We start from the raw sequence: 25,979 nt of genomic DNA on the forward strand, positions 1-25,979 counted from the left end.
TCATTTCTTATTGTTATTTGCGCCAGACATTAAGCGGCTGAGTTCTTGAGCAAACGGGGCTGTGGGTGTCACTTCTAAGGGCGACTCTAACTGATATAAATAATTGATACTGTGTGGTGTTACGCCCAACAAGTGTTGTTTATTGTCTATTTCAATGATCAGTAATCGCTCTTTGCTGCCAAGCGGCAGACTGCGGATCACTTTAAAATCCTGGCTGTTACCCAGATTGGGGTTAAAACGTTTCACCAGCAGGGCCAGACCAATGATTGCTATCACCACAAACGCTAATGACAGGCCCATTGACAGTAATTCACTGCTGAGGCCGCCTGGTGGCTGCACTGCAGCCACGCTGGAGAATATCAAAGCACTCATTAGCGGTCTGTTAGCGAAGCTTTTTAATACGTTCAACCTGGCTGATAACGTCAGTCAGGCGAATACCGAACTTATCGTTAACAACAACCACCTCGCCATGCGCAATCAGGGTGCCATTGACCAGCACATCCAGCGGCTCACCGGCCACTCGGTCCAGTTCAACAACAGAACCCTGGTTCAACTGAAGTAAGTTCCGTATGTTGATCTTAGAGCGCCCAACTTCCATCGAAATGGTGACCGGGATGTCTAAAATCGTATCGAGTTTACGCTTTTCATCAGCGCTCAGAGAAGCGCCGCTGTCTTGCAACTCTTCCAGTTCAGCAACTTCGGCTTCAGCACCGTCCTGGTCAGCTTCCTCGGCCTCTGCGAGTGCAGCCGCCCATTCGTCCATTGTATCTTGATCATCACTCATGCACTGACTACCTTAATTAACTTCTTCATCACCAATCTAAATCCACACCTTCAGACAGATGCAGATCTTCTTCTAACTCTGCCAACTCAGCATCTGAGTCCAGCTTCTTGCCGCCCTTCGTAAACACATGAAGTTCTGACTTCACAGATTCCGGACGTTTAATCTTCTCGCTGATTTGCAGCGCCACATTGTCACGAGAACGCCCCATTTTAGCCCTAAAGGTCGGCAGTTCTTCCACAAATACTGTGATATGCTCGGGCATCTCAACAGGAATAATATCACCCGCTTTCAACTGCATGATTTGGTCAAGCGATAAGTCTACTTCGAGTAATTGTGTAGACAGCTCAACTTCAACATCCATAATTTCATCACGCAGCGCCTTACTCCAGCGCAGATCCGTGTCTTCAGTATCAGACTGAACACCCGCATCAAGCAGTTCACGAATAGGCTCAAGCATTGAATAAGGCAAGGAAATATGGAAGTCTCCTCCCCCGCCATCCAGCTCAATGTGGAATGAGCTGATCACCACAACCTCAGTTGGAGAGACTATGTTTGCCATCGCCGGGTTCACTTCCGAGTCGAGATATTCAAACGACACATCCATAACCGGTGCCCAGGCTTCTTTATAATCTTCAAAAATGATTTTGAGCAGCATCTGGACGATCCGCCGCTCTGTTGGCGTAAATTCACGCCCTTCGATTTTCGCGTGGTAGCGCCCATCACCGCCAAAGAAGTTATCCACCAGGATAAACACCAGGCGGGCTTCCATGGTGATCAAGCCCGTCCCTTTGAGCGGACGAAAACGTACCATGTTCAAACTGGTTGGCACAAACAGCGTGTGAATGTACTCACCGAACTTGAGCATCTGTACGCCATTGATGGATACCTCGGCAGTACGACGCATCATGTTAAACAAACTGATACGCATGTGCCGCGCGAATCGCTCATTAACGATTTCCAAAGTCGGCATGCGACCACGGACGATACGGTCCTGTGACGAAAAGTCGTATTGTAAGGCGTTACTGGTGCCGCCATCGTCACTATCCGGGACTTCTTCTTCTTCGACCTCATCGACACCATGCAATAAGGCATCGATTTCGTCTTGTGATAATAAGTCGCTCACTGACTCTTCCTACTGCATTACAAAACCGGTGAATAACACGCGCTCGACCACCTTGCTGCCTTCAACGCTTTCCATTGCAGCCTGAACTTTGTCCAGTGCACCAAGGCGCAGAGTTTCTTTACCCGCACTGGTACTCAGTTCATCAGCGGTTGTGGTCGAAAACACACTTAGCAGTGTCCCTTCAATCAGAGGAATATGCTTCTTTGCTACCTCTTCGTTGACGTCACCGCGTACCAACAGTTGCACTTTAATTTGTACAATGCGGTCGCGACTGGCGCCTGGTACGTTAAATACAAAGGGACGAGGCATGGCAACATACAGTGCGCTGCCTGTTTGCGCCGCATTTTCCTGCGATGCCTGCTCTTGCTGCTCAGTCGTCTCTTCTGCCAGCGATTCGGGCGCGTCATCTGACCCTGCAAATAAAAAGTAGCCTGCTACTGCGCCTAAAACAACAACCACAGCGGCAATAATGATGATCAACTTTTTCTTTGATCCACCAGTTTCTTCTATTTCTAAATCGCTTTCTTCTGCCATATCCGCGCTTCTTTAAATCACTTTAACCTTAATCATAGCAGCTGTTATGCATAGTAATCTATTGCTGAATCACTTTGCCGTCTGCTAGTCGTTGATTGTTGGCCGTTATTTTGCGCTTCACTGCCATTATTAGCAAGTGTTCCATGACCTTGGGATGATTCCTGTTGCTGTTGCTCTCCCCCCTGGCCCTGCTGAATATTGCTTTCTCCAAGCTGGATCCCTTGCTCAGCAAGCATCTCTCTGAGCTTGGGCATGGACTGTTCTAACAGCTCTTTGGCTTGCTGGTTTTGCACCACAAAGTTTACCTGGGCCTGCTCACCTTCAGAACGAATTCGGATCTGCATGCTACCCAGTTCGGGCGGGTCAAGACGAATTTCCGCTTCTTTGTTGTTGATATTCAGCATCATGTTCACACGCTCTTGCAGTGCTTTCACAGCATCATTGCGGGCAATGTTGATGGCCTGACTAACAGCAGGGTCGGTTTGCATGGCCTTTTGATTCACAACGCTTTGTTGATTCACCTGTTGATTCTGGCGAACTTGCTCTACCTGCGCCAGCACTTCATTAAACTCATGCTTCAGTCCATCATCCATACGCTCGCCACGAATCGCTTTAAAAATATTCTCTACCGGCGCGGGCATGGCGCTACGCTGTTGTGAATTTTGCTGTTCGGACTGTCCGCCCTCCTTTTTAAGCTGGGCTAATTCAGGATGTTCACTGTCTTGTAACTCGGTGACAGTAGCCTGCTGCTGAGCGTCTTTACTTTGCGCTTTTTGATCTACGCTATTTGCTCCAGACTGACTCACTGTCGCCGCTTGTTTGTTGACCTTTTCTGGTGCAACCGGATCGGTTACTTTGGCAACTTTACTCTCTTTTTCAAACACTTTCGCCTGCTCGGTATGGCCAGACTGCTCCGCATTTGACACAGCAGGTGCTGTTACACCTTCTGCCTTGCCGGACAGTGTCCCGGTCGGCTTGACACCCAAGTGTTGCAACAACTGCTCGGCTTTTGCACGATGCTCAGGATCACTTAGCTCGTTGCTATCCAGCTGTGACTGCAAATTAGCCGCAAGCGTTTGCTTTTGCTGCGGAGTGAGTGCGTCAACCATCGCTTTCAAGTCCGCTGTGCTGTTCACATTTGCGCCCTGAGATGGTTGTCCTGGTTGTTGTGCTTTAGCCACATTGTCAGCGACTGACACCTGAGGTTTATTACTGTGCAAGATCTCGCTTTGCTCACTAAGCTTGGTCTCATTCTGGTCGCCCTGAGGTGCTGTTATCACAGGACCTACCTGATCAACCGGGCGCTGAGCGATTTTACCGTCGAACGGTACTTTTTCTGCTACCGATTTATGCACGGCAACCTGTTCAGGCGTTTGCTCTTGCTGCTGTAACACCTCTTTACCGTTTACAGGGTTTGTTTGTAATGAATTCGCTTGTACAGACGGGGCTTCCGTCGTAACCGGTTTAGCGCCTGGAAGCGGCTGCTCTGTATTCACAGGCTTAGCCTGGGCCTGCGCTTTGTCACTGTCTTTCAAATTGATTTCAGCATTGTCAGATTTTAACGCATCCGGGATCCCGGCGGGTTTTCCTTCACCTTTGACAAGCAGCTCATCAGCCACCGGTCCAGACGAGTCGCTGGGTTGTGTGATTCCAGGCCCCACACGATCAATCCGCTTATGAACAACCAGCTCATCCACGCTCTCCACCTGAGTTTTGCCTTTCATATGATTACCATCGGGCAGCGTATTTACGCCTGCGGTGATAGATTTAGGTGTCGCTTCTTGCAGCTTAGGATCCACAGCATCGTCAGTCTGACTCAACTCCCCCTGACCCAAAGGAGCTGGTACAACCGGCCCAGGCCCAATGTTGTCGAGCGGTTTTTTCGTTTCAGGTGGTGCCACCAGCGTTTCTTTACCCAAATAATCTTTTAGCGCTTTGGGAACGGGTGCCAAATTGTGAGCGACCTCCGTACTTTGCGCGTTGGAGGAAGTAATTTGAGCAAGCAGATCGTCAGCATCACTGGTGTTTGCACCTCCAGCTGTCGTCCCACCCTTTCCGGGCAACTCAGAATCATCTAGCCGTAAAGGTTCATCCGGCGCGGTTTTTTGTTTTTTCGGCAAATGACTATCATCGAGACCTAAACGGCGGTCCAGGCCCTCTGGCAATGGGGCAAATTCGCCCGCATTTTGCTCATCAGACTGAGACGCTTCATCACTACTGTCTTGCTCTGCCTGAGCAAGCATGGCAAGAAACCCTGACTCTTCCGCTTGTTCCGTTTGATCTTTTCCCTTCGCCGAAACTCCGTTATTGATTGCTACTTCTAGCGAAACATTGACCATATTTTCACCTTTATGTGCGGCAAACTTGCGCCGCTAACCGGATTAAATTGATATACTGGATTAATACTGCAAAAAGCACGCCATTCATGAACTATTTTTGACACCTTTTATGATTGTGCGAGCTTACGACGCATGAAGATATTGGTTGCAAACTCATCAAGCATTTTTTGCTCTGCTTTGGCCAGCCTTTGTTGCTCCTCTAATGCCTTTTTCTCTATCAGCTTGGCAATCGCTTTGGCTTTCACTTGCTGCTCTAACCATAACTTACGACGCTGATCTACTACCCGTTTAGCGGTGGCAACGGTATTAGCCTGCTGCCGAATGGCCTCTTCAATCTTACTGATGAAGGCGTGATACTGGCCAAACCCCGCGCTCGACAGACCTTGTTGTGCTTTTTGATGAAGTTGTTGACTGTATTCAAGACGAAAATCATTCAGGCCATTGAGCTTTTGTTGATTCGCATGAAAGTTTTGCTCCGCCTGAATAAAATTAAGGCGTAATTTTTCTTCTTTTTCACTTTCAAGTTTGAACAGTAAGTCTAGTTTGTTATTTGCCATTAGCCTTGTCCAAGAAGTTGTGCCAGACCTTGCAGACATTCGTCATAGTGCAACACGTCTTTCATGCCTTGTTGCAAGAAGGCGTTGATATTGGGCATCATATTGATGGCCTGATCCAACATAGGGTCACTGCCTTGCTGGTAGGCACCCAATGTGATCATATCTTTATTTTGCTGATACATAGAATAAACCTGTTTAAGCACACGAGCCTGCTGCATGTGACTGTCTGATACCACCTGAGGCATGACCCGTGAAATAGATTTCTCGATGTCAATGGCCGGATAGTGACCACTGTCAGCCAGCTCCCGCGACAATACAATGTGTCCATCAAGAATTGCCCGGGCAGAGTCTGCAATCGGATCTTGCATATCGTCCCCTTCACTCAATACTGTGAAGAACGCCGTGATCGACCCCTGGCCTTCCCCACCGTTACCCGCCCGTTCGACCAAAGCCGGCAATTTGGCAAATACGGAGGGGGGATAACCCTTGGTTGCCGGTGGCTCCCCCACCGCCAGCGCGATTTCACGCTGCGCCATGGCATAACGAGTAACCGAATCGAGCAGCAACAACACATTCAGCCCCTGATCTCGAAAATATTCTGCAATCGTGACAGCGCTCTCGCACCCCTTTAATCGCATCAGGGGTGATGCATCGGCCGGTGCCGCGACGACGACGGAGCGTTGTCGCCCTTCAACACCGAGGATTTCATCAATAAACTCTTTTACTTCCCGGCCCCGCTCGCCAACCAGACCAACCACAATAACGTCTGCCTCACTGCCACGTGTCATCATACCGAGTAGCACGGATTTACCGACGCCACTGCCCGCAAACAGGCCCATTCGCTGCCCTTGCCCAACCGTTACAATGGAGTTAATGGCACGCACGCCGACGTCCATTGGTTCTTTAATTGGCCTTCTGGCCAGAGGATTAATCGCCGCCTGTGCAAATTTAAGGTGGGTTTCAGCCTCAATCGGTCCGAGCCCATCAAGAGGACGACCCAGGCCATCTACAACCCGGCCCAACAGGGTCATCCCAACGGGCAAGCCTGCCTCTTTGATTTGCGGGATAACACGGGCGCCAGGTAACACACCTGATATATGATCGTTGGGCATTAAATAGAGGGTGTCATGATTAAAGCCGATTACTTCGGCATCGACAAAGCCACGAATGGTTTCGATTTTGCACTGACTGCCGACCGGGGCATTGAGGCCCTTAGCTTCCAGCGTGAGACCAACGACCCGAGTCAGACTGCCCGCAACGGCGACACCGTAAGGCTGGATATGTTTTTGAAATTTTTGCAGGCGTTCAGCCAAGGGTTGCTCTGTCGAACTGGATACGGTCATGTGCTGTCAGTGAATAAATTCAGATAACTCACTTATGCAAAAATCTCTCCAATATTTTTGCGGCGACTAATTCAGTACGCCGCGTTGTGCTCAGATTCAGGTGTCAGCACCACTGGCTTGCAAAAAGCTGCCCAGCACTTCAGCAATGCGATTTTTAAGACTCAAGTCAATTGACGACTCTGGCGTTCTGATATGGCAGCCACCACGTTCAAGCGTTGGCTCTGGCACTAACTGCCAGTGTTGCTCAGCGATGGTTTCCTCCCCATAGGCTTCTTTAACCAGGGCTAAATCTTCCGGGTGCAGGTTGATCCGCATTTGTGTGTCATGCAGCGGTAAGGCATCAATGCCTTTCTTAAGGGCCTGTAAAATCAGCTCAGGGCGGGTTTTAACTTGCTCAAAGATAACTTGCTCTGCCAATAAATTGACGAGTTGCAATAACTGCTTTTCGGCAGCTTCATCTATCTGTCGCAGGGGTTTTTGAGTTGCTTCAAGTAACGCGGACAAAGAGTGTAACCGCTCTTCAATCAGCGGCTTTGATTCTTCTATCCCCTGCTCTTTACCAAGCGTTACCCCTTCTTTATAACCTGCTTCTTTGCCCTCACTAACGCCTTTGTCAAATCCCTCGATATAACCCTGTTCATGGCCCTGTTTCAGGCCTTCTTCGTATGCATCCTGTCTGATCTGCTCCAACTCTTCGAGTGTGAGCATGGGGACTTCTTCGGCTTCCGGCTCTGGCTCTGGCCGACTGACCTTTTGTTGATAGAGCTCTTCAAGTGGTGTTCCCATGGCGGTGGAACGCCCGGAGTACTTACTCAGGTCTTCATCCACATTAGGGATTGGCCAGTTCTCAAGTAGCTCATCCAATGCTTCTGAACTCACCGGCTTACCACGATATAACTTCTTCTCAGCCATGGCTTACAAGAACTCCTCACCACCACCACCACCGAGCATGACTTCACCCGAGTCTGCCAGGCGTCTGGCTGTTGCCAGGATCTCTTTCTGCGCCGCTTCCACTTCACTGATCCTTACTGGTGGCATTGCCTCCAGATCGTCAGCCATCATTTCAGCTGCACGCTTCGACATGTTCTTCATGATCTTCTCTTTCAGCGAATCGTCGGCGCCCTTAATGGCTTTCATCAGGACATCTTGCTGTACTTCGCGCAGAATAGCCTGAATGCCTCTGTCCTCTACATCCATAAGGTTCTCAAAGACAAACATCAGATCCTGAATTTGCTGAGACATTTCTTCATCATGCTCACGGATAGAGTCCATGAGCTGACCTTCGATGTTGGTATCCAGATAGTTCATGATATCTGCAGCGGCTTTCAGGCCGCCCATTTTCGCAGCTTGCGCACCGGCCTGACCCGCGAACTGTTTCTCCATGATTTCGTTCAGCTCTTGCAATGCGGCAGGTTGAACTTCTTCAAGGTTTGCGATCCGCATTGTCAAATCGAGCCGCACTTTTTCGGGGAACTGCGACAATATTTCAGCAGATTGTTCCGGTTCGAGATAAGACAGTACAATGGTTTGTATCTGCGGGTGCTCGTTGCGAATGATATTCGCCACCTGCTTAGAATCCATCCATTTCAAAGAGTCCAGACCTTTGGCGCCGGAGCCCATCACAATCTGGTCGATCAGGCTAGCTGCTTTGTCTTCACCGAGTGCAGCGGTCAGTGCCTTCTTAATGAAGTCCTCTGACTGGAAGCCTATGGTACTGAAACTTTGGATCTGTTCGATAAACAGATTATGTACCGCACTGATTTTGGCCTGCGATAAGTCATCGAGTGCCGCCATCGCCATACCCACTTTCTGAACCTGCTTTGGTTCAAGATGCTTCAGGATCTGGGCGGCATCTTCTTCCGTCAGGCTGAGTAGCAGGATGGCGGCCTTATCGACCCCATCCAGTTTGTCTACATCAAACGCCGGCGGCAGTTGTTTTTGTTCTTCATCACTCATCTTCAGTTAACCATGCTTTGACTACTTGAGAAGACAGCTCTGGCTCGTTGGCAACCAGTGCACGAACAGCTTTAAGCAAATCTTCATCGCCATGTAAGTCTGGCAATTGTAATGTACCATCGGAAGAGAAGCCAACTGCTGATTCATCAAAGTCATTGTTTAGCATATCTAAAGTACTGTCGCCAAGGTCTACACCTGAGGTTAGCGCATCTTCATCATAGTCTTCCAGTGTATCTTCTGGGTAAATCAGACGTTTCAGCATAGGTCTGACAACCGCCAGTATCAATACAATGATAACCAGAGCGCCCATGACCAGACGGATGGTTTTCATAAACCATTCCTGCTCCCACAACGGCAAGTCACTCTCTTCAAGAATATTTTCGCGTACAAAAGGTACGGTCACCACTTCCAGCGCATCACCACGCTGCATATCAAAGCCTACACCACCTTGCAACAAACGACGTATGTTGTTGAGCTCTTCTTGTGAGCGTGCAGTCATTACCATATTGCCTTCAGCATCTGGCTTGTTCATGTAGTCCACCGCCACTGAAACACTGATGCGACGGATCACGCCAGTTTGCTGACGCTTGTGTGAAATGGTGGTATCCAGCTCATAGTTACGTGTGGCCTCTTTGTGGACACGTGATGGTGTCGTACCGGAGCCATTGCCCTGACCTGCCACTTCAGGAATATTAGAATTCACCGGTGGCTGATTGGTAAGTGCACCTGGGATACCCACTGCCAGGCCGCCAACATTATTTTCTTCAAAGGTGGTTTCACTACGCACCGCAGGTAAGTCAGGGTTGAAGCGTTTTTGGGTTTCTTCAACCGCGCTGAAATCCATCGTCAGATCAACCTGAGCGGTATACTTACCCAGTCCCACCACGGGGATCATGATGCTGTCAATTTTTTCCAGATATTCCTGCTCACGCTTACGCTCGATTTCATATTCTTTACGAGAGCGTGCTGCCAGAGAGTCTTGAGAGCCGGAATTGAGCAGGCGACCATTCTGATCAGTCACGGTAACACGCGCTGGCGTCAGACCTTGTACCGCTGAAGCAACGATATCGACAATGGAATCAACTTCTTCACTGTCCAGTGTGCGGCCACGTTTTAATGTAAGCACTACTGTCGCTGACGGCTGCTTTTCACGTCGTGCAAAAACATTTTCTTTCGGAATCGCCAGCAGAACTTTGGCGCGGTTGATGTCTTGTAGCTCTTCGATAGTACGCGCTAACTGTTGCTCACGGCTGTGTTTAAGACGTTCACGTTCAAGACGCTGACTCACGCCAAACCCCATGTCCTGCATCAGAATATCAGTACCACTGCTCGGTGCCTGGCTGAACCCGTCACGAGCCATTCTCAGTTTTATGTCCTGATAATCAGACTCCGCCACCATTATGGTATTGCCATCCAGGTCATATTCGATTTTTTGTGCATCGAGAAAGTCCAGTGTCTGAACCAGCTCTTCAGTAGGGTATTGACCTAATGGACGCATATCCGGCTGACGTGCCCAGATAATGATGAAGATAGCGATTGCCAGACAGATAGCCAGTGCGATCACCAAAGTAATCCAGCTCATAGTTACGTGTGGCCTCTTTGTGGACACGTGATGGTGTCGTACCGGAGCCATTGCCCTGACCTGCCACTTCAGGAATATTAGAATTCACCGGTGGCTGATTGGTAAGTGCACCTGGGATACCCACTGCCAGGCCGCCAACATTATTTTCTTCAAAGGTGGTTTCACTACGCACCGCAGGTAAGTCAGGGTTGAAGCGTTTTTGGGTTTCTTCAACCGCGCTGAAATCCATCGTCAGATCAACCTGAGCGGTATACTTACCCAGTCCCACCACGGGGATCATGATGCTGTCAATTTTTTCCAGATATTCCTGCTCACGCTTACGCTCGATTTCATATTCTTTACGAGAGCGTGCTGCCAGAGAGTCTTGAGAGCCGGAATTGAGCAGGCGACCATTCTGATCAGTCACGGTAACACGCGCTGGCGTCAGACCTTGTACCGCTGAAGCAACGATATCGACAATGGAATCAACTTCTTCACTGTCCAGTGTGCGGCCACGTTTTAATGTAAGCACTACTGTCGCTGACGGCTGCTTTTCACGTCGTGCAAAAACATTTTCTTTCGGAATCGCCAGCAGAACTTTGGCGCGGTTGATGTCTTGTAGCTCTTCGATAGTACGCGCTAACTGTTGCTCACGGCTGTGTTTAAGACGTTCACGTTCAAGACGCTGACTCACGCCAAACCCCATGTCCTGCATCAGAATATCAGTACCACTGCTCGGTGCCTGGCTGAACCCGTCACGAGCCATTCTCAGTTTTATGTCCTGATAATCAGACTCCGCCACCATTATGGTATTGCCATCCAGGTCATATTCGATTTTTTGTGCATCGAGAAAGTCCAGTGTCTGAACCAGCTCTTCAGTAGGGTATTGACCTAATGGACGCATATCCGGCTGACGTGCCCAGATAATGATGAAGATAGCGATTGCCAGACAGATAGCCAGTGCGATCACCAAAGTAATCTGGCGGAGCATATCAACACCGCTCAAAGCACTAAAGTAGCCTGATTTTTGCTCTTGTTGCGTGTCTGCATCAGCACCGGCTCCTGGAACGGATTGTCCATCAGCAAGTGCCAGATCGGTTGATTGATTGGTAGCCACGATTACTCTCCACTAAACTCTGTTTATACCGGCATGCTCATGATGTCTTTATATGCTTCTATCAGCTTATTTCTGACTTGCATGGTCGCATCAAAGGCCACTGATGATTTGTTTTTAGCTATCATTGCTTCCGCCAGAGAGACGCTGCGGTCACCCATTTCAACCGCGGTCACTTTCTCTTTGGCATCACGCTGTAGCCCTGCAACCGTATTAAGTGCATCGCTAAGTAAATCGCCAAACTGGGCACTTGAAGTTGCCGCCGTTGCCTGGACAGGCAATTTATTTGGGTCCTGGGGTCTGACACGGCCGGCCTCGGAGGCCATTGCCTGCATTTCCTGATAAAGTCCGGTAGATTGAATTTTCATGGTCTGGCTCACTTTGTGAGTTATACATAACTTGAATAATGCACAAAGTGTGCCAGATTAAAACACAATAAAAACAATGAGTTAGATGAATTGGGGATAGTCGAATTTTTGACAGTGACTACTAAACGGTCACAGGAAGGCCTTTCATCCGGGCAAGTGGTTGCCCGGATGTTGTGATTAAATGCTTAGGCTGGCACAGGTAAACCCAAGTCGCGCATTCTTGCCAGCTTATATCTGAGTGTTCTGGGACTGATCCCGAGTAACTCGGCAACATCTTTACGTTTGCCATTGCAGCGGTTCAACGTATCGAGAATAATTTGGTGTTCCTTATCCTGAAGCTCCTCTTTGTAGCTCAGCCCCTCTGCATCCTCGCTCATGTTCACGGTGATCTGATCAGCAGGCTCACTATCATTTGAGGCAAATTCAGCAGGCTCCGTCAGTGGCGGTTGTGCAGCAGTTGTGAGCACCGGCGCAAAATTTTCGATGAAAATATCGTCAGCGGCAATGGTCGCGCCTTGCTGCAGAATAAGCGCCCGCTGCACGACATTGTCTAACTCCCTAACGTTGCCCGGCCAGGCGTGACTCATGAGTTTGTTTTTAGCACATTGAGACAACACTGGAGTCACTTTACCGGCTTTGTCACAGTGACGCTGTAACAGATGCGCTGCAAGTGGGACGATATCTCCGCTGCGCTCTGCCAATGGCAGCCAGGTCAATGGAAATACATTCAGTCTGTAATAAAGGTCTTCCCGGAAAACACCGTCATTCACCGCCTCTTTGAGGTCGCGGTTACTGGTTGCCAGGACCCGAACATCCAGCTCAATGGTTTTACGACCCCCCAGCCGCTCGACTTCTCGTTCCTGCAATACCCTTAATAGCTTGGCTTGCAAGCCCAGATCCATTTCCGTAATTTCGTCTAGTAGTATTGTTCCTTTCTGTGCTTGCTCAAACTTACCAGGGCAGGCTGTAATCGCACCGGTAAAAGCGCCTTTTTCATACCCAAACAACGTCGCTTCCAGCATATTTTCGGGAATGGCAGCACAGTTAATTGCCACAAATGGTTGATCTGCACGCTCTGAACGGTCGTGAATATAACGAGCAAGTACCTCTTTACCTGAGCCACTCGGACCCAACACCATTACACTGGCATCTGAGCGCGCCACTTTTTTGGCGAGCTCAAGCAGCTCAAGGCTTTTGCTGTCTGCCACCACCGGACCATCGGTTTCTTTCGCTTTTTCCGGCATGTAGCGGCTAACCATATTCAGCAATACTTCGGGCGCAAAAGGTTTTGCCATGTAATCAATCGCCCCAAGACGCATCGCTTCAACCGCATCGTCTATGGTGGCGTATGCCGTCATCATCAGCACAGGTAAATCTGGGTAGTTAAGTTTCACAGTCCTGAGCAAGTCTAAACCACTCATGGCACCCATTTGTACGTCACTGACCAACAGCGAAAACACTTGTTGTTTTAACAATATCACTGCCTGTTCAGCGCTATCCGCCTCGACGCACTCAAACCCCGACATTTCAAGCGTGTCGATAAGTGCTTCGCGCAACCCGGCATCGTCTTCGACAACTAAAATTTTGTTGCTCATACGGCCTCCTGTAATGATGAATGTTCGCTGGAAATAGGCAATAACATGCTAAAACATGCGCCTCCGCTTTCATTATTGCTAACGTCAACCCGACCTTTATGGGAATGGGCGACAGAATTCACGACGGCTAACCCCAGGCCTGTGCCTTGTGATTTAGTCGTATAAAAAGGTTCAAATAGTTTACTAGCCTGGCTCAGGTCAACACCTGGGCCATTGTCAGACACGCTAATACGCACAGTATCTGTGCCGGCATCGCGTTGGGCGCAAATCTCTATTTGGGCTCCTGCGCCAATGTGTTGCACGCTGTTGTGGATCAGGTTCTGAATGGCGCTTGCCAGTGCCGTTTTATTGCCCAAAATTTCAATATCCGGCTCAGGTAAAGTCACGGTCAATTCGGCTTTGTGCAGTGACACCATTGCATCTGCGCCCGCTTTGACCTCGCTCAATAGCTGTTGCATTGAGACACGCTCAATGACCTGTTGTTCGCCACTTTTTGCGAACAACAGCATATCGTTAACTTGATTTTCAAGATCTTTAAGGCGAGACATCAGCTTAGTATGAAATTTATCTCGTGACTGCGCAGGTAGTTTGCTACTGCCCAGGTTTGCACCATAAAGCATCGCTGCAGACAAAGGCGTACGTACCTGATGGGCCAAAGACGCCACCATTTTTCCCAAAGCACTGAGACGCTGCATGTGTGCAACACGTGCCTGAAGACGACGCGTTTCCGTCAGATCCGTCATCAGGATCAGTTGGCCAGGCTCCGGCGTCAGGGCGGTAATATCGAGTTTGATCAGACGTCCGTCTTTGAGAGACACTTCATGGCCATCATCCTGCTGTGGACAAAAGGAACGCTGGATAATAGTAAACCACTTTTCCCCCTCCAGTGGCTCACCCAGCATATCAATGGCTATCTGATTGGCTTTGGCTATCATACCCTGCCCATCTAATACCACCACACCCGCTGGCATGGTATCGACCAGATGACTCAGCCAACTGGCCTGTTGCCGCAAATCACTCAGCTCACCCATATACGCTTCTTGTAACAAGCAAGGGTTGTATTGAGTGGTTGGCACAAATTGTGGATTAATCACTTTTGCTAATGCCATGACGTTGCTCTCATAAATCTAGATACTCAGAAAAAGCAAATGCCATGCCAACTTTAAAACCCATAGTATTCAATAAGTTAAAAACAGCAAGGCGCCTTCAAAAGTTTGACACTGTTTATTTGTACAGCAATTAATAATGCGCTACACTAACTCTAATCACTGTCACATTAAGGACAATATCATGACCACACGTTGTCACTGGGTCGATTTAAGCAAGCCTGATTACGTTGCGTATCACGACGAAGAATGGGGAAAGCCCGTACTGAATGACAATAAGCTGTTCGAGTTTATTACTCTGGAATCTGCTCAGGCAGGGCTCAGTTGGTATACCATATTAAAAAAACGTGATAACTATCGAGCGGCGTTTCATCAGTTTGAGCCACACAAAGTTGCAGCAATGACTGAGGACGATGTGGCCAGGCTGATGGACAACCCCGGGATCATCCGTAATAAATTGAAGATCCAGGCCACCATTAATAACGCAAAACGATTTATCGACATTCAACAGGAGTTTGGCAGCTTTGCTTACTATCAGTGGCAATTCGTCAACTTTACGCCAATCGTAAACACCATTCACAGTCCCGAGGACTATCGGGCAACCACAGAGATCAGCGCACAGTTTGCCAAAGATTTAAAAAAGCGTGGTTTCAAATTTCTTGGGCCCACCACAGTCTATGCGCACATGCAGGCCTGTGGCATGGTCAACGATCATCACGATGACTGTTTTTGCAAAGCGCCCATATTAGAAGCAAATAAGACGCTGGGTATTAAAGCGCAGCTTAGCAAGCAGTGATGTGTAGCGTATTAGCGTTTAACAGCAGCCAGGCTCTTTTCGTGCTACCCACGTACACAAACACATAAGTGTGTAGCGCATCTCATTTGTGCAACCATAAAAAACGGCACCGCCTGGGTGCCGTAATTACGTATTGAGTAACTCTGTCTAATCGCGATTCAGATTGTACTTCTTCATTTTTTCGACCAGGGTAGTACGGCGTACGCCGAGGATCTCAGCCGCTCTGGCAACCACATAGTCATACCGTTCAAGAGCCTGAGTAATGAGACTAATCTCCATCTCAGCCAGATACTCTTTGAGCTCAATCCCCTCTTCAGGCAGCAATCCCAGACCAGGCTCAGCATTATCCTGTTCGAGTGTTTCTTCTTCATCCTCAAAATCACTGAAACCATCACTGAATAGTTCGTTAAAGACGTCTTTTTCAAGCAGCTCTTCCGGGTATTCTGGTTCGTAAGCTTCCACTTCGATATAGCGATACTTACCAGGTAGGTCGGTCACATCGACCACTTTTTCGGGGAACATAATGGCCATGCGCTCCACCAGATTAGCCAGCTCACGAATATTCCCGGGCCAGCTATGTGCTTTAAGGCTGTCAATCGCGCGATCGGTGAACTTCACCGTACTGCCACCCTGCTCTGCAACACGACGTAACAACTCTTTTAATAGCAAAGGAATATCATCAGCACGTTCACGCAAAGAGGGGTTCTCAATAGGAAACACATTTAAACGATAAAACAAATCTTCGCGGAATTTGCCCTCTTCGATCATGGTTTCCAGGTTGCGGTGCGTTGCTGCAATAACCCGTACATCCGCCTGGATAGGCTTGGTACCACCAACACGCTCATAACTGCGCTCCTGCAGGACACGTAACAACTTAACCTGCATTTGCAAAGGCATATCGCCGATTTCATCGAGGAATAATGTACCACCTTGCGCTAGCTCAAAACGCCCTTTACGTGCGGAGATCGCGCCGGTGAACGCGCCTTTTTCATGTCCGAACAACTCACTCTCAAGTAGCTCTCCGGGAATCGCGCCACAGTTAACAGGCACAAAAGGACCTGAATTGCGGTTGGACAGCAAGTGTACATTTCGCGCAACCACCTCTTTACCGGTACCGGATTCGCCCAGGATCAGGACATTGGCGTCAGTTTTTGCAACCTGAGAGATAAGAAAGCGCACTTCTTTGACGGCTTTCGTATCTCCCACCAGGCCGTCAAACGACTTAGCATCATTTAGCTGCGTTGACTTACCCGGCAACATACGCTGATATTGCTGGCAATCATGCAATAATTGCATGGTCACTTCCTGACTAAATGGCTCCGTGATAAGACCAATCACGTTTGCTAACGACAGTAGTGGCCTTAAAGTTTCTCCAATCAGCAAAAACGGCACTGCGGGCAAAGATTTGATCAACGCCTCATGATTTAATTGTGACAGAGCCCCCAGGATAACCACTGGCTCTTGTAGGTTATGCAGCAGATCGGGGGAAAATTCCGACTCCGCAATGACCTGAGCTGGCTGCCCAACGAAACTCAATGCCGCTGCCAGCCCGGCTGCTCTGTTATTATTGTTATCCAGGATCGTAATCATGCCCGCAAGATCCAACTTCTTTGTATATATCAATACTAATGATTGTAAGTCAGTGACATGGGGATGCAATACCTAAGTGGCAAGTTTTTGACATCAACGCCAAAAAAACGCCGCTGCCTATGCGCCAAATCAATACTTAAGGATTAAAATTGAGAAAAATCAGAGGGGTGTACTTTTATAAGGAACGAAATTAACGCCTCAGAACAACCTGTGGCGTCGCAACATTGTGGTTTGGATCCAGGTACTATTTTGAATACACCAGTATGGACAAAGAAGAGCTTCCCGCGACCCAATCGCAGCAGAGGTAATAAAAAAGCCAGCATTAAATTGCAGGCTCTTTTAACGTATTGTAGTTACCAATTTTTGCTTACAGTAGCCCCAGCACCGATGAAGCAGAGTGATTTGCCTGTCCGCGTAATGCAATAGATGCCTGAGACAAAATATCGTTGGCCGTTTGCTCAGCAACCGCACTTGCATAGTCAGTATCCTGGATCCGACTCTGACTTTCCGCGATGTTGTCTCTTTGCGTTCCCAGGCCACGTATCGTGCTATTTAGCGTGTTTTCAAACGCACCCAGCTGGGTTCTCTGCGTATTGAGATCTTCAGACACCTGATCTGCCGCATCAATCGCCGTTTGCGCACCGGCCTGAGTCGAAATATCTACACTCAGGATCGGGTTAGCGAAACTGCCATCAGACGCCGTAAACCCTTGCGTTGTATTGGCATCAGGCCCCACCTGGAAGCTGGTCTGGTTACCATCAAACAGTGCCTGTCCGCCAAAGGTTGTATTAGCGAAGGTATCTGTGATCTGAGACTGAAGCTGCGACACTTCTTCTTGCAAAGCTTGCCTGTCACTGTCTGTCAGCGCGCCGCTGCCAGCCTGCAACGACAGTTCGCGGATCCGCGATACTGCATCATTGACACCAGACAACGCAGAGTCGGTCGTTTGCGAATACGAAATACCATCATAGGCATTACGGATAGACTGATTGTAGCCTTCCTGCTGAGATGTCAGACGGTTAATTATCTGCAACGCCGCCGCATCATCGGCTGCTGAGTTGACCTTTTTACCACTTGCAAGCTGTTGATTAAGCTTGTTATTGGTCTTATCAACCTGATTAAAAAAATTAGTACTTTGAGAATTTATCTGCATAACGCCTCCCCATCAGGTGTTATTAGCTTTAAGTCTACTCCTTTGTGTTCAAAAAGTCATCTATTGTCAGAAATTGAATAGCAGTCTCGGTATATTTACTGCAAATTATCAATATCTGATATAAAGTATTGAGTAATCGCTTTTTTATTTTTTTAAGCGAATTTTGTTACAGTCATACCTTTTTCTATACTGTAAAGAATTCAATGCACCTTTAGGTGGACTTTTATGTTTGACAATAAGACTATTCTCATCACAGGCGGCACAGGCTCATTCGGTAAAAAGTATGTCAAAACGCTTTTAACCCGTTACAAGCCAAAGAAAATTATTGTTTTTTCTCGTGATGAACTAAAGCAGTTTGAGATGCAGCAAATATTCAATGATCCCTGTATGCGCTATTTTATTGGTGATGTGCGAGACAAAAGCCGCCTTTATCGCGCGATGCAGGGTGTAGATTATGTGATCCATGCTGCGGCACTCAAGCAAGTACCAGCTGCTGAATACAATCCCATGGAGTGTATTAAAACCAACATCAATGGGGCTGAAAACGTCATTGAAGCAGCGCTGGACAACAATGTCGAAAAAGTCATTGCCCTGTCAACAGACAAAGCCGCCAACCCGATTAACCTCTACGGCGCAACCAAACTGGCTTCTGACAAATTATTTGTTGCTGCAAATAACATTGCAGGTGGCCACAAAACCTTATTCTCTGTGGTCCGGTACGGCAATGTGGTGTGCTCTCGAGGGTCGGTTGTTCCGGTATTTCAGCGTTTTATCGATGAAGGGTGTGATCATATCCCCATCACCCATGCCGATATGACGCGGTTTTGGATCAGCCTCCAGCAAGGTGTTGACTTTGTACTGAAAAATTTTGAACGTATGATGGGAGGTGAGATTTTCGTCCCTAAGATCCCTTCCATTCGTATTGTTGATCTTGCTACTGCAATGGCGCCGCAACTCCCGCATAAAATCATTGGGATCCGCCCGGGAGAAAAACTGCACGAAGTGATGTGCCCGGAAGATTTGTGCTTTGACACTTATGAATTTAGTGACCACTTTGTCATTGCGCCCGGTATCAAATTTAGCAGCCGCAGTAATGACTTCGATACCAATGCACTGAATGAACAAGGCCATGCTGTAGCACCTGGCTTTGAATACAATTCGCTCAGTAACCCGGACTACCTCTCTGTAGAAGAAATTAAAGCCTTCAATGCTCAGGCATTGGCCTGATACGCCGGGAGGATAATATGATCCCTTATGGCAAACAGAGCATCGCGCAGCAGGACATTGACGCGGTAGTCGCGGTGTTGCAGTCTGACTTTTTGACTCAAGGACCGGTTGTACCTCAGTTCGAACAAGCCGTTGCCAGATACTGTCAGGCACCTTATGCCGTCGCAGTAAATAGCGCGACGTCGGCTTTACATGTTGCCTGTATGGCACTCGATGTCACGCAGAGCAGTCTGGTCTGGACGGTACCAAATTCATTTGTTGCCTCAGCAAACTGTGCGTTGTATTGCGGTGCATCCGTCGACTTTGTAGATATCGATGAGACGTCGGGCAATCTGTGTGTCCGGGCCTTAGCTGAAAAGTTACAACACGCATACGAAGCCGGGCGGTTGCCCGATGTGGTGATCCCCGTACACTTTGCTGGTCAGTCTTGCGATATGCAAACCATCGCAAAATTGGCTAGGCAGTATGACTTTAAAGTCATCGAAGATGCCTCCCACGCCATCGGAGGGCGCTATCAGAATACCCCCGTTGGTCGCTGCGACTATTCGGACATTTGTGTGTTCAGCTTCCACCCGGTTAAAATTATTACGTCTGCGGAAGGTGGTATGGCTGTCACGCAAAATGAGGCGCTTGCGCAGCGTATGCGCTCATTGCGTAGTCATGGCATTACGGCAGATCCCACTCTGTTAACTGAGCCCAGTCATGGCCCCTGGTACTATCAACAGCACGCACTGGGGTTCAACTATCGTATGACCGATCTGCATGCTGCGCTGGGTTTGAGCCAGTTAACTCAGCTTGATCAGTTTGTTGCCACCCGTAACCAGCTGGCACAACGCTACGACGCCCTGTTTGCAGAGGTTGAAGACGTAACCCCTTTAACTCAATCTGATGATCAGTACAGTGCCTATCACCTGTATGTCGTCAGAATTGCGCACAGTACCCGGCAGCTACATGAGTATCTGGTCACTCAATTGAGAGCCCAAGGGGTCTTTGCGCATGTGCATTATATCCCTATCTATTTACAACCTTACTATCAGAAACAGGGGTTTAAGCCCGGATATTGCCCGGCCAGTGAGGCGTATTACCATAGTGCCATCACCTTGCCTTTGTTTCCGTCTTTAACCGCACCACAGCAACAACAGGTCGTTGAAACCCTTTGTCAGCTACTCAGCGACTGGCAACATACTCATACAGCACACAAGGAGTAGCAGCCCATGACAACTAAGCCTTTAAACCTTGCCTTTATCGGCGGAGGGATGAACTCGGCCGTTGGCTACGTACACTTTACCGCTGCACAACTGGACAATCGCTTCAAAGTGGTTGCAGGTGCCTTCAGTCGCGATCAAAATGCCAATGCAGCGACCGCACAGCAGTGGGATATCGCTCCAGAGCGGACCTACAGCGACTGGCGGACGCTTATCAAACAAGAAAAAGAGCTGGTAGACGCTGTCGTGGTGCTCACACCCACGCCTCATCATCTGGAAGTGCTGACGGCGCTACTGAACGAGAATGTTCCGATCATTTGCGAAAAATCACTGGTCTGCGGTACCGCTGAAACCCAGGCATTAGCAACAGTGTATGATCCTGCCAAACACTTCCTGGCTGTGACTTATAACTACAGCGGTTATGCTATGGTTCGTGAGCTCAAACACCTGATTGCTCAGGGCAAATTAGGTCAGATCCAAAAAATCCATCTGGAGATGCCCCAGGAAGGCTTCAAGCGTCCACCTGATATCGCGGGTAAACCTGCCAAGCCGCAGGCGTGGCGACTTCAGGACTATCAGGTTCCCACTATCTGCCTTGATTTGGGCGTCCATTTACATCACTTGTCGAGCTACTTACTGGAACGGGAACCGACAGAAACCTGCGCTCAGTTTGCCAATCACTCCGACTATCCGGGATTGATTGACGATGTACAAATGCTCCTTAAATACCCCGATGGGATCCACGGCAGTATGTGGATGTCGAAAACAGCTATCGGCCACCGTAACGGCCTGCAAATCCGAGTGTATGGCACAGCGGGCAGTGCGACCTGGGTGCAGCTCAACCCGGATGAGTTACAACTGCAATACAGTGATGGCAGGCGCGAGATACTGGACCGCGCTGGTCAGTGTCAGTATGCCAACCAGTTCCGTTACAATCGAATGAAGCCAGGTCACCCGACCGGATTTGTTGAAGCATTTGCAAACCTGTACACCGATATTCACCAGGCGCTCAGTGCTTATCAGACTGGCACAGCCCCTACAAATGAGTATGTGTTTGGCTTTGCTCAGGCTCAGGCGGGACTGGCACTTTTTGAAGCAGCAGTGACCTCTAATGAGCAACACAGTTGGTGTCAGGTCTAAGCCTGACACCCGGGTCACACCTCTGAAAAGCGTGTTTTCACGTCATTTCTGAGGACCTTGCCCATTGGCGTTCTTGGCAGCGCACTAATGCGTTCGAGCGAGCGCGGTTGCTGATAGTCCGTCAGCTCAGACAAACACAGTAGCCTTAACTCACGGCTGATATCCGTGTCATCCTGTTGCTCATAGACCACTTTGATGTACTCACCCAGCTGCCTGTCTGCACAACCAAAAGCCACACAATCCACCACTTTCGGATGCTTTCTGAAAACCGCCTCAATGTCCTGAGGAAAAATATTGATCCCCCCGCTGGAGATCACCTCTTTTTTTCGCCCAACATAATACAGGAAGCCATCTTCATCCAGATAACCCAAGTCGCCGGTCAGAAAGTAACCTTGTGGATCAAAAGCCTCCTGAGTTTGCTGGGGCATTTTCAAATAACCACTGAAGCCGGTTATCGTCTGACAGGCAATTTCGCCAATTTCCCCCTCACTCACTGTATGCCTTTGCTGATCCAGGATTTTGACCTGCACAAACGGCAAAGCCTCACCGACCGCGCCGTTTTTATCACGTCGCTCGCTAACACAAAAGTCACTGACCACACCGACTTCAGAAGCACCATAGCACTCATGAAAACGACAGGGTAATTTGCTCAACAAAGCCTGCTTAGACTCAGCTGACAGCACCGCAGAAGACGACACCACACAGCGCAATGAGCTCAAATCAGCTTCTTCATCACTATTGAGCAAGCTCTCTAATTGAGCCGATACAGCAAACAAAAAACTCACGCAATGCGTCTCGATAGCCGCGAGCCACTTTGGTAAGGTAAATTTTGGCAAGATCACACTGGTTGCGCCTAACATCAGGGGCATCAGTACCCCGCGCTGGGCAAGAGAATGATACAGTGGCGTAGCGACCAACACCACTTCATCCGGGGACAACCCGTAGTAATTTATCGTGGCGTCAAAGGCGCGGCTGATTTTACACTGCTGGCTAAGTACTATGGGCTTGGGCTGACCTGTAGATCCGGATGTCATAGTCAGTATATACGGGCTATTAACATCCACCTTTTGCTCTGGCGCATTCATCGACTGCACGGTTAGCTCTGCTGACATAATATCCTGCCAACAAGGCTCATCCGCAACCGGCTGTGACAAGCTGATCAGGTTGGTGGGCTCAATGACAGCGTCTGCAAGTAAAGTTCGACCAATAGAAGGCCAGGCAATCACTGCCGCAACAGGCGTTTTCTTTAGCGCCACCGACAGTGCATCACCTTTCAGACTGATTGGCAAAGGCACAATAGCCAGGCCCAGACGGGCTGCCGCCAGCATCACAACCGGATATTCGAGGCCATTCGGGGCAAACAACGCCACCCGTTGACCTGGTTGCAACCCTAACCGGCTAAAATGCGCACAAAGCTTTAATACTTCAACATTCAATGCCTGATAACTCAAGGTTTGTTGCTCAAACACCAATGCGGTTTTATCTGGCTGAGACTGCACGTGCTGTGCAAATATTTGATAGATGTTACTCACAGTTTGTCCTCGGTGGATATTTGCCAACAAAGTTAAAGTCTGCGGGACTGGCATTGGGGAAAAGCCGCCGCGCGGCGTCATGAGCGGGCTCATTATCAGCCAGTGCAACAAAGCCGGCGCGCTCATTCAGCAAGTTAACAAACCGATTTTGCTTGTTGATCACGGCAACCCAGATAGCGTCGGGGTAAACCTCAGCGGTATAAGTTAGCTGCCACTGCAAGATAAGCTGAGCATGCACAAAATTCACGGCATCACTGGCTGCAAACCAGCCACCAAACAAATAAGCCTGTCCATCTATTGTGGTACATTGGTGCCAGACATAGAGTAATGGTTCTTCGTCTTGTAACAACACAAATGAGTCACGTGTTTGGCGGAACCACCAGCGATAGTGGTCTACTGTATTAATACGATCGGTAATGGTCATGCGCCAGGCGTTATCACTGCGGTTGCGAGCACTGAGATAGCGATTGATGTGGGCATCTGTCACTGCAGTCAATCGCAAGTTATTTGCCAATGTCCAGCTGATTTGTGGCTGTTCATTGGCGTCTCTAAGTTCTGTCAACCCTGCTCCGGTTCCATTTAACAGCGCAGAGGCGATACGCTGCGCGCCCAGTCCATCCACCTTGATAGCCGCTTTTGTGCGAAGTTGGTGCACCCGTTTACGCTCATGGTACAAAGTTGCGATTAGCCCGATAACCTTATGTGTATCTTGCGCCAGCAAGTCAGGGATATGCAGGTAATGCCCCAGCGCCTCAAGATCCGCTAATGCATTATCCTGATTGACTGCCAGGCTAAAGCTCAGTGCAGGCGTTTGGGTTGCGGCCAGTTCATACAAAGATGTCCCGAGCGCACCCACAAACAGGCCACAGCGCTGATAATACGGTGCGAGACTAGTTGCCTGTTCAATTAAAGTCAGTCGCGGGTGTTGTGCTGCCAAAATAGACAGTTGTTCAGTGCTTGTCGCTTTAGGGCCAATCACAACCTGAATTTCTGTGGTCTCCAGCCCTTCAGGAGGCGCTTCGAGCAAACGCGCAATCCACTTTGCCGGTACACGCCAGTCACCACCCCCACCCAGTGAAAAAAGTAGCCCACCATCACGCACTTGTGCCTCTGGGTAATGATACTCAGGTGCCAAAATACAGTAATCTGGCCCCAGTAAAGTCTGGCTGTGGTCAGCCAGTTTACCATCATAACGCAAGGCGGTTTGTGACCCCTGCCATTTGGCATCAGCCACCAAATCAGCAACATGCTCCCGGGCTAAGTCATCCATTGCCAACAGTGGTACACCACTTTGCCGAATATGTGCTTCCCATTGCACATCAAAGCCGTAGCCATCAACCACCCAGCCACTCACCGTAGCGCCTCGTCGCGCCAGTGCATCCAGCGCAAACTGCGCATCACTGACAACATCAGGTTGTTGCGGGACTTCGATCAGTTCAATATCCACGTCATGGTAAAAACGCACCGGCACCGTATGCTCATCCACCAGCATTATCACTTGCTGCTGTTGCTCAATCAGTGCTTTGGCCAACCACTTCATGCGCATAAAGTGACCTAAGCCACAGCGCGTATCCACACGAATGGCTATCATGCCAGCGCCACTATGGCATCGACAAAACAACCCACTTGTGCATTGCGTGGTTCAAGCAGTAATTCTGGCGGGACAGACAAACCCAAATGCGCTTCAATGTGCATGATCATCGACAATACTTCGAAAGAGTCCAGCACACCGGCTGCAATAAAGTCGAAGGATTCAAAGTCCGCTTCGCTTACAACCACAGCGCGCGCTTCGAAAAATTCTTTTAACAAAACCAGTACGGCTTCACGCTGTATGCTCATAGCATATCTCCCCAGCTTAACTGCATCCCACGTATCATTGCCTTATTTACGGTGCGGCCAATCACATCTGGTAGCGATTTGGGCATGATCTCGCCGCCACCCGGACGCATCTGTGCCACATGCTCTGCCGTGATCCGCTCACCTGCTTGAATGTCTTTAACGATGTAAACACAGCGGCGTGCTTTGGACGCCTCACTCGGGTAATGAACCTGCCCCATCGCCATTTCTATTTGCCGCACGCCATGCACCAGGGCGGCTAATTCATCAGGTGTCATTGAGAAAAAGCTGTCGGCGGTATCGTCCTCTTTGCTCATCACAAAGTGCTTTTCAATCATGCAAGCACCCACAGCCACGGATGCCAAAGGCACATCATTACCTAAAGTATGATCAGACAAGCCGACAGGACAGCCAAAGGCCTCTCGCATATGCGGAATGGTACGCAGATTAATGCTGTCAGCAGGCGCAGGATAAGTACTGGTACACTTCATCAAACATAGCTCTTTAATACCCGCTTCCTCAGCCACCTTTACGGCTTCAGCAATCTCAACCAAAGTCGCTCCCCCCGTCGACATAATCACTGGCTTGTTGGTTGCTGCGACATCGCGGATAAGTTGATGATCAATCAACTCCGGCGAGGCAATTTTGTAGGCCGGCGCATTCAACTGAGCGAGTAAATCGACTGCCGTTTTGTCAAAGGGGGAAGAGAAGCAGGTAATACCTATTTTTTCAGCCAACTCAAATAACTCGGCATGAAAGTCCCAGGGCATATAGGCCCCTTTATACAAGTCATACAAGTATTGCCCCTGCCATGGACCCGTGGCCTCAAAATGCGGCAGTTTACAATCCATGGTCAGGGTGTCTGCCGTATAGGTTTGCAGCTTTATCGCATCGGCCCCGGCTTCTTTTGCCGCATGCACCAGCTCTTTGGCCTTGCTTAATGATTGGCCATGGTTTGCAGACATTTCTGCGATGATGTAGCAGGGCTGGTCATGGCCGACTTGCTTGCCTGCAATGGTAATGTGTTTCTGAAAATTCACTGTGCGCCTTCTTGTTTTACGCTGGCATCTCTATCAAATTAAGCAAAAAGTGCGCCCTTTTTGAAAAAATGAGTAAACAT

The 25,979-nt window shown here is 49.0% G+C and carries 22 protein-coding genes and 2 pseudogenes; 4 read left to right on the forward strand and 20 right to left on the reverse strand.

Features of this window, described 5'->3' with window-relative positions; genetic code table 11:
* From fliO to PRUB_RS10500, 14 genes and pseudogenes are all read right to left on the reverse strand, one after another.
* The gene (fliO, locus tag PRUB_RS10435) at positions 1 to 372 is read right to left on the reverse strand and encodes a flagellar biosynthetic protein FliO (protein WP_010385683.1); all 372 of its coding nucleotides are present in this window, start codon (positions 370 to 372) and stop codon (positions 1 to 3) included.
* A 10-nt stretch (positions 373 to 382) separates the two neighbouring features.
* On the reverse strand, positions 383 to 784 hold the full coding sequence (gene fliN, locus PRUB_RS10440) for a flagellar motor switch protein FliN (RefSeq protein WP_010385682.1): 402 nt from the start codon (positions 782 to 784) through the stop codon (positions 383 to 385).
* A gap of 28 nt (positions 785 to 812) precedes the next feature.
* Positions 813 to 1,907 carry a flagellar motor switch protein FliM gene (gene fliM / locus PRUB_RS10445; protein ID WP_010385680.1) on the reverse strand — a complete coding sequence of 365 codons (1,095 nt, stop codon included), beginning with the start codon at positions 1,905 to 1,907 and terminating at the stop codon, positions 813 to 815.
* Positions 1,908 to 1,916: 9 nt separating this feature from the next.
* Positions 1,917 to 2,441 carry a flagellar basal body-associated protein FliL gene (gene fliL / locus PRUB_RS10450; protein WP_010385679.1) on the reverse strand — a complete coding sequence of 175 codons (525 nt, stop codon included), beginning with the start codon at positions 2,439 to 2,441 and terminating at the stop codon, positions 1,917 to 1,919.
* Between the two features lie 44 nt (positions 2,442 to 2,485).
* Positions 2,486 to 4,780 carry a flagellar hook-length control protein FliK gene (locus PRUB_RS10455; RefSeq protein WP_010385678.1) on the reverse strand — a complete coding sequence of 765 codons (2,295 nt, stop codon included), beginning with the start codon at positions 4,778 to 4,780 and terminating at the stop codon, positions 2,486 to 2,488.
* A 107-nt stretch (positions 4,781 to 4,887) separates the two neighbouring features.
* The gene (fliJ, locus tag PRUB_RS10460; RefSeq protein WP_010385677.1) at positions 4,888 to 5,337 is read right to left on the reverse strand and encodes a flagellar export protein FliJ; all 450 of its coding nucleotides are present in this window, start codon (positions 5,335 to 5,337) and stop codon (positions 4,888 to 4,890) included.
* Complete coding sequence (gene fliI, locus PRUB_RS10465; protein ID WP_010385676.1) at positions 5,337 to 6,680, reverse strand: flagellar protein export ATPase FliI; 1,344 nt, start codon at positions 6,678 to 6,680, stop codon at positions 5,337 to 5,339. The genes fliJ and fliI overlap by 1 nt, the downstream gene beginning before the upstream one ends.
* A gap of 96 nt (positions 6,681 to 6,776) precedes the next feature.
* Positions 6,777 to 7,592 (reverse strand): flagellar assembly protein FliH, encoded by an 816-nt coding sequence (gene fliH / locus PRUB_RS10470; RefSeq protein WP_010385675.1) that lies wholly within the window; start codon positions 7,590 to 7,592, stop codon positions 6,777 to 6,779.
* A gap of 3 nt (positions 7,593 to 7,595) precedes the next feature.
* Positions 7,596 to 8,636: a flagellar motor switch protein FliG gene (fliG, locus tag PRUB_RS10475; RefSeq protein WP_010385674.1), complete on the reverse strand. Its 1,041-nt coding sequence runs from the start codon at positions 8,634 to 8,636 to the stop codon at positions 7,596 to 7,598.
* A pseudogene (gene fliF, locus PRUB_RS10480) lies at positions 8,629 to 10,209 on the reverse strand (flagellar basal-body MS-ring/collar protein FliF); the annotation flags it as partial. The pseudogene fliF (PRUB_RS10480) and the gene fliG, both read right to left, overlap by 8 nt.
* A pseudogene (gene fliF / locus PRUB_RS10485) lies at positions 10,208 to 11,317 on the reverse strand (flagellar basal-body MS-ring/collar protein FliF); the annotation flags it as partial. The pseudogenes fliF (PRUB_RS10480) and fliF (PRUB_RS10485), both read right to left, overlap by 2 nt.
* Before the next feature lie 20 nt (positions 11,318 to 11,337).
* The gene (gene fliE / locus PRUB_RS10490) at positions 11,338 to 11,679 is read right to left on the reverse strand and encodes a flagellar hook-basal body complex protein FliE (RefSeq protein WP_010385672.1); all 342 of its coding nucleotides are present in this window, start codon (positions 11,677 to 11,679) and stop codon (positions 11,338 to 11,340) included.
* Between the two features lie 185 nt (positions 11,680 to 11,864).
* A complete protein-coding gene (locus tag PRUB_RS10495; RefSeq protein ID WP_010385671.1) occupies positions 11,865 to 13,274 on the reverse strand; it encodes a sigma-54-dependent transcriptional regulator in 1,410 nt (469 codons plus the stop codon).
* A complete protein-coding gene (locus PRUB_RS10500; protein ID WP_010385669.1) occupies positions 13,271 to 14,383 on the reverse strand; it encodes a sensor histidine kinase in 1,113 nt (370 codons plus the stop codon). The genes PRUB_RS10495 and PRUB_RS10500 overlap by 4 nt, the downstream gene beginning before the upstream one ends.
* Before the next feature lie 181 nt (positions 14,384 to 14,564).
* On the opposite strand from PRUB_RS10500, the gene PRUB_RS10505 reads away from it, so the two are divergent.
* Positions 14,565 to 15,176, forward strand: coding sequence for a DNA-3-methyladenine glycosylase I (locus tag PRUB_RS10505; RefSeq protein ID WP_010385668.1), 612 nt, complete (start codon positions 14,565 to 14,567; stop codon positions 15,174 to 15,176).
* Positions 15,177 to 15,323: 147 nt separating this feature from the next.
* Here PRUB_RS10505 and PRUB_RS10510 read toward each other — a convergent pair whose 3' ends face one another.
* Positions 15,324 to 16,766, reverse strand: a complete 1,443-nt coding sequence (locus tag PRUB_RS10510) for a sigma-54 dependent transcriptional regulator (RefSeq protein ID WP_010385667.1) — start codon at positions 16,764 to 16,766, stop codon at positions 15,324 to 15,326.
* A 367-nt stretch (positions 16,767 to 17,133) separates the two neighbouring features.
* On the reverse strand, positions 17,134 to 17,919 hold the full coding sequence (locus tag PRUB_RS10515; protein ID WP_010385666.1) for a flagellin N-terminal helical domain-containing protein: 786 nt from the start codon (positions 17,917 to 17,919) through the stop codon (positions 17,134 to 17,136).
* A 225-nt stretch (positions 17,920 to 18,144) separates the two neighbouring features.
* Between PRUB_RS10515 and pseB the strand changes: the two genes are divergently transcribed.
* From pseB to PRUB_RS10530, 3 genes are read left to right on the forward strand one after another with little or no spacing between them, the layout of a single operon-like run.
* A complete protein-coding gene (gene pseB, locus PRUB_RS10520; RefSeq protein ID WP_010385665.1) occupies positions 18,145 to 19,146 on the forward strand; it encodes a UDP-N-acetylglucosamine 4,6-dehydratase (inverting) in 1,002 nt (333 codons plus the stop codon).
* Positions 19,147 to 19,163: 17 nt separating this feature from the next.
* A complete protein-coding gene (pseC, locus tag PRUB_RS10525; protein ID WP_010385664.1) occupies positions 19,164 to 20,354 on the forward strand; it encodes a UDP-4-amino-4,6-dideoxy-N-acetyl-beta-L-altrosamine transaminase in 1,191 nt (396 codons plus the stop codon).
* A gap of 6 nt (positions 20,355 to 20,360) precedes the next feature.
* Positions 20,361 to 21,491, forward strand: coding sequence for a Gfo/Idh/MocA family protein (locus tag PRUB_RS10530; RefSeq protein WP_010385663.1), 1,131 nt, complete (start codon positions 20,361 to 20,363; stop codon positions 21,489 to 21,491).
* Positions 21,492 to 21,505: 14 nt separating this feature from the next.
* On the opposite strand, the gene PRUB_RS10535 is transcribed toward PRUB_RS10530, so the two are convergent.
* The 4 genes from PRUB_RS10535 to pseI are packed head-to-tail and all read right to left on the reverse strand — an operon-like array spanning position 21,506 to position 25,899.
* Positions 21,506 to 23,023 (reverse strand): class I adenylate-forming enzyme family protein, encoded by a 1,518-nt coding sequence (locus PRUB_RS10535; RefSeq protein ID WP_010385661.1) that lies wholly within the window; start codon positions 23,021 to 23,023, stop codon positions 21,506 to 21,508.
* Positions 23,016 to 24,614: a hypothetical protein gene (locus tag PRUB_RS10540; RefSeq protein ID WP_010385660.1), complete on the reverse strand. Its 1,599-nt coding sequence runs from the start codon at positions 24,612 to 24,614 to the stop codon at positions 23,016 to 23,018. Before PRUB_RS10540 ends, PRUB_RS10535 begins: the two co-directional genes overlap by 8 nt.
* Positions 24,611 to 24,862: an acyl carrier protein gene (locus PRUB_RS10545; protein ID WP_010385659.1), complete on the reverse strand. Its 252-nt coding sequence runs from the start codon at positions 24,860 to 24,862 to the stop codon at positions 24,611 to 24,613. Before PRUB_RS10545 ends, PRUB_RS10540 begins: the two co-directional genes overlap by 4 nt.
* A complete protein-coding gene (gene pseI, locus PRUB_RS10550; protein WP_010385658.1) occupies positions 24,859 to 25,899 on the reverse strand; it encodes a pseudaminic acid synthase in 1,041 nt (346 codons plus the stop codon). Before pseI ends, PRUB_RS10545 begins: the two co-directional genes overlap by 4 nt.
* Positions 25,900 to 25,979 lie beyond the last annotated feature (80 nt).

It is taken from the genome of Pseudoalteromonas rubra, assembly GCF_000238295.3.
In the GTDB taxonomy this organism is placed as follows: domain Bacteria; phylum Pseudomonadota; class Gammaproteobacteria; order Enterobacterales; family Alteromonadaceae; genus Pseudoalteromonas; species Pseudoalteromonas rubra.

Coding starts and splice junctions, on each gene's coding strand:
- PRUB_RS10510 (WP_010385667.1), bottom strand. CDS start 16,766: ATGATTACGATCCTGGATAACAATAATAACAGAGCAGCCGGGCTGGCA.
- PRUB_RS10495 (WP_010385671.1), bottom strand. CDS start 13,274: ATGAGCAACAAAATTTTAGTTGTCGAAGACGATGCCGGGTTGCGCGAA.
- fliL (WP_010385679.1), bottom strand. CDS start 2,441: ATGGCAGAAGAAAGCGATTTAGAAATAGAAGAAACTGGTGGATCAAAG.
- fliN (WP_010385682.1), bottom strand. CDS start 784: ATGAGTGATGATCAAGATACAATGGACGAATGGGCGGCTGCACTCGCA.
- fliG (WP_010385674.1), bottom strand. CDS start 8,636: ATGAGTGATGAAGAACAAAAACAACTGCCGCCGGCGTTTGATGTAGAC.
- fliE (WP_010385672.1), bottom strand. CDS start 11,679: ATGAAAATTCAATCTACCGGACTTTATCAGGAAATGCAGGCAATGGCC.
- PRUB_RS10505 (WP_010385668.1), top strand. CDS start 14,565: ATGACCACACGTTGTCACTGGGTCGATTTAAGCAAGCCTGATTACGTT.
- PRUB_RS10545 (WP_010385659.1), bottom strand. CDS start 24,862: ATGAGCATACAGCGTGAAGCCGTACTGGTTTTGTTAAAAGAATTTTTC.
- PRUB_RS10530 (WP_010385663.1), top strand. CDS start 20,361: ATGACAACTAAGCCTTTAAACCTTGCCTTTATCGGCGGAGGGATGAAC.
- PRUB_RS10515 (WP_010385666.1), bottom strand. CDS start 17,919: ATGCAGATAAATTCTCAAAGTACTAATTTTTTTAATCAGGTTGATAAG.
- PRUB_RS10455 (WP_010385678.1), bottom strand. CDS start 4,780: ATGGTCAATGTTTCGCTAGAAGTAGCAATCAATAACGGAGTTTCGGCG.
- fliH (WP_010385675.1), bottom strand. CDS start 7,592: ATGGCTGAGAAGAAGTTATATCGTGGTAAGCCGGTGAGTTCAGAAGCA.
- pseC (WP_010385664.1), top strand. CDS start 19,164: ATGATCCCTTATGGCAAACAGAGCATCGCGCAGCAGGACATTGACGCG.
- fliO (WP_010385683.1), bottom strand. CDS start 372: ATGAGTGCTTTGATATTCTCCAGCGTGGCTGCAGTGCAGCCACCAGGC.
- pseB (WP_010385665.1), top strand. CDS start 18,145: ATGTTTGACAATAAGACTATTCTCATCACAGGCGGCACAGGCTCATTC.
- fliI (WP_010385676.1), bottom strand. CDS start 6,680: ATGACCGTATCCAGTTCGACAGAGCAACCCTTGGCTGAACGCCTGCAA.
- PRUB_RS10540 (WP_010385660.1), bottom strand. CDS start 24,614: ATGATAGCCATTCGTGTGGATACGCGCTGTGGCTTAGGTCACTTTATG.
- fliJ (WP_010385677.1), bottom strand. CDS start 5,337: ATGGCAAATAACAAACTAGACTTACTGTTCAAACTTGAAAGTGAAAAA.
- PRUB_RS10500 (WP_010385669.1), bottom strand. CDS start 14,383: ATGGCATTAGCAAAAGTGATTAATCCACAATTTGTGCCAACCACTCAA.